Genomic DNA, 3,679 nt, shown 5'->3' on the forward strand with positions numbered 1-3,679 from the left:
GATCCGTGCAGGTAAAAACCTCGGCCTAGATGAAAAAGTGGCAACGGCATTGACGTTGCAAACTGCATTGGGTGCGGCGCAAATGGCAATTACCAGCTCAAATACACCAGCTGAATTGCGTAAAAATGTCACTTCACCGAATGGTACAACCCAAGCGGCACTTGAAGTGTTTGATCGTGCACAAATTTCACAAAATATCCAAGCTGCATTGGCTGCTGCTCAAAAACGCAGTCAGGAACTTGCTCAAGAGCTAAGTGAAAGTAGCAAATAATCGTTTTATTTAGGAAAGTTCAAGTATGGGTGCAAACTCTGCGCTAATTTTTGGCATCATTATTAACGTTGCAATTTTACTGGTGTTCTTCCGCTTTCTCATGCAATTGGCAGCGGTTAACTTTTATAACCCAGTGGTGATGTCGACCGTAAAAGCCACAAAAATTGTGGATATGTTTGGTCGTATTTTTCCAAATGTAGCGAAAGGTCGCGTTAACTTAGCGGCTTTAGTGCTTTTGGTTTTATTGTACTTACTGAAAATTTTTGGTGTCATGTATCTCTCTGGAGCGATGCCAAATAGTCCTGTGCATTTGGTTATTTTAACTTTTGTGACCATGATTCAGGACTTGATTCGTTTCTGTCGTTACTTGATTTTTGCAACGATTATTTTAAGTTGGGTGGTGATGTTTACGCAGTCACGATCACCTTATATTGAGGTAATTCAGGAGCTTGCTGAACCATTGCTGGCGCCGTTTCGCCGTTTATTGCCGAATATGGGCATGATTGACCTTTCTCCAATTGTAGCGTTCTTGGCGCTGTATATTGCTGAAATGATTATGAATGAAGTGGCAATTGTTCTGCTCACTGGTTTATAAGATTGTAGCGAATAAAAAAGGACTCGATTGTGAGTCCTTTTTTTGTGATTGAAATTTTTAGATGAAGACGTTGATCTTACTTTTAGGAGACAAATAACTTCCATCCCAGCCTTCCTCCTTGGAGGAGGAAGGCGCAAATGCTTTAGTGGGCTTCATCCCAGTTTCGACCTTTGCCAACTTCAACTACAAGAGGGACTGAAATATTCAAGACCGATTGCATCACTTTAGCAAGCTGTGGTGCCAATTCATCTGCAATAGCTTCATCGACTTCAAAAACCAATTCATCGTGTACTTGTAGTAGCATTTTGGCCTGATCTTTCGGTAGCATTTGATCAACTGCAACCATCGCCATTTTAATAATATCCGCAGCAGAACCTTGTAGTGGTGCATTAATTGCAGCACGTTCGGCCGCTTGTTTGATCATTTTATTGCTTGCCATGATATCTGGCGTGTACAAGCGACGACCCAAAATGGTTTCGACAAAACCTTGTTCGCGTGCAATTTGGCGCGTGCGTTCCATATAGTCGAGCACGCCCGGATAACGTTGGAAGTATTTCGCAATATAGCCACGCGATTCTTCGCGGCTAAAACCGAGTTGACGGGTTAAGCCAAATTCAGACATGCCGTAGAGTAGACCGAAGTTGACTGCTTTGGCCTGACGACGTTGGTCTGACGTGACATCTTCGAGGGCGATACCTAAGACTTCAGCCGCAGTACGACGGTGTACATCTTGCCCATGATTAAAGGCATCAACCAAGGCTTCATCTTGTGAGAAATGCGCCATTAAACGCAGTTCGATTTGTGAATAATCGGCTGCCAATAACACGCGACCTTGCGGTGCAATAAAGGCTTTACGAATTTGACGTCCAATTTCCTCACGCACAGGAATGTTCTGTAGGTTTGGATCGGTCGAAGATAAACGGCCTGTTGCGGTCAGTGCTTGGTGGTAACTGGTATGCACACGATGGGTATCATTATTGGCTTGTTTTAATAAGCCATCGGTATAGGTGCTTTTGAGTTTCGATAAACCGCGATAGTCCAAAATCAGCCCGGTAATCGGGTGGTCAATTTTTTCTAAAACGCTTTCAGAGGTACTGTACTGGCCCGTTGCGGTTTTTTTGCCACCCTTGAGTCCGAGTTTATCAAACAAAATCTCACCGACTTGCTTCGGCGAGCTGACATTGAAACTTTGTCCCGCCAGTTCGGTAATTTGGCTTTCGAGATTGGCCATGGTATTGGCAAACTCAACACCGAGTTGGTCGAGGAAGTCTAAGTCGAGCTCAATGCCGTTTTCTTCCATGATGGTCAGGGCACGGGCCACTGGCATTTCGACATTGTGCAAAATATTGACCAGTTCAGGGTGCTTTTGTAGTTTGGCATTGAGCACTTCAAACAGGCGATAAGTCACATGGGCATCTTCAGCGGCATAGTGTGCAGCGGTTTCGATCTCAATTTGGTTAAAGGTTTTCTGTTTTGCGCCTTTACCTGCTACTTGTTCAAACGTGGTGGTTAAGTGGCTGAGGTAGAGACGTGACACATCATCCATCCCGTGACGCGTTGCTACAGCATTGAGTACATAAGATGCCAACATGGTATCGAAGTACCAGCCTTTTAGCTCGATGCCATGATTTTCTAAGACATGTGCATCATATTTCAAATGATGGCCAATTTTCTGAACCGACTCATCTTCTAAAATCGGTTTGATTTGTGCCAAGATCTGTTCACGCTCTAGTTGCACAGGTGCATTTTCATAATCATGTGCAAGTGGAACGTAATAGGCATCTTGCGCATCAAATGCGACTGAAAAACCGACAATTTGCGCTACGCGATAGTCTAAACTGGTGGTTTCAGTATCAAAGGCAAAACGTTTTTCTGTACTTAAACGTTTGAATAAGGATGCCCACTGTTCTGCACTGAGCACAGTATGGTAGTTCGCTTGACCCAGTTGGTCATCGACGCTGCTTTGGACGGCTTGATCTTCCGTATTGATAACGGTTTCAGATTGTGCTGATTTAACAATTTCTTGCGTTGCTTGTTTGTAGGTTGCACTATTAGGATTGTTTGGATGATCCAATGATTGCAACTGTTGGCGGAATTCCAGTTCGGTATATAGTGAACGCAAGGCTTCGGTATTCGGATCTTGCAGTTTAAGATCGTCAAAGGTCAGTCCAGTTTCTAAGTCGCAGACAATACTTGCCAGTTGGTGATCTAGGGCAATTCCATCGGCATGTTCTTTGATGTTTTGACCGACTTTGCCTTTAATTTTATCGACATTTTCTAAGATGCCACCAATCGAGCCATATTCTGTTAAGAGTTTTGCTGCAGTTTTGGCACCGACACCTGGAACGCCCATAATGCCGTCAGAGGCATCGCCCATTAGGGTCAGATAGTCAATAATTTGGTTTGGCCACACCCCAAACTTTTCAAACACGCCATTCACATCCATCGGCTTGTCTTTAAAGCTGTCTTCTAAGGTGACTTTATCGGTCACCAGTTGAGCCATGTCTTTATCGCCTGTGGAAATCAGCACTTGCTGTCCCGCGGCTTCTGCACGTTTGGCTAAAGTCCCGATGATGTCATCTGCCTCTGCACCTGGGAGCATGTATAAAGGGATACCCAAGGCACGAATTAAGGCATGCAAGTATGGAATTTGTTCCGATAATTCATCAGGCATACTTGGGCGGTCACCTTTATAAATGGGCGACAGCACATGACGGAAAGTCGGTTCAGGGGTATCGAAAATGACCGCCATATGCGTTGGTTGAGTACGACGCATCAGTTTCTGGATCGCAGAAATTGCCCCACGAATTGCA

Annotated in this window: 3 protein-coding genes; 2 read left to right on the forward strand and 1 reads right to left on the reverse strand. The window is 44.5% G+C overall.

Features of this window, described 5'->3' with window-relative positions:
* Window positions 1-271, forward strand: a 271-nt coding sequence (locus tag B4F08_RS08975) for a pyrroline-5-carboxylate reductase family protein (RefSeq protein ID WP_291374186.1), incomplete at its 5' end; no start/stop codon positions are given.
* Between the two features lie 25 nt (window positions 272-296).
* Entirely contained in the window at window positions 297-866 is a 570-nt protein-coding gene (locus B4F08_RS08980) for a YggT family protein (protein ID WP_004979206.1), read from the forward strand.
* A gap of 142 nt (window positions 867-1,008) precedes the next feature.
* Here B4F08_RS08980 and polA read toward each other — a convergent pair.
* On the reverse strand, window positions 1,009-3,679 hold a 2,671-nt coding region (gene polA, locus B4F08_RS08985; protein WP_291374187.1), incomplete at its 5' end, for a DNA polymerase I.

This window comes from Acinetobacter sp. UBA6720, from assembly GCF_002454215.1.
Classification (GTDB): Bacteria; Pseudomonadota; Gammaproteobacteria; order Pseudomonadales; family Moraxellaceae; genus Acinetobacter.

Bases quoted from the DNA above. Each gene is read 5' to 3' on its own strand.
- B4F08_RS08980 (WP_004979206.1), top strand. From the start codon at position 297: ATGGGTGCAAACTCTGCGCTAATTTTTGGCATCATTATTAACGTTGCA.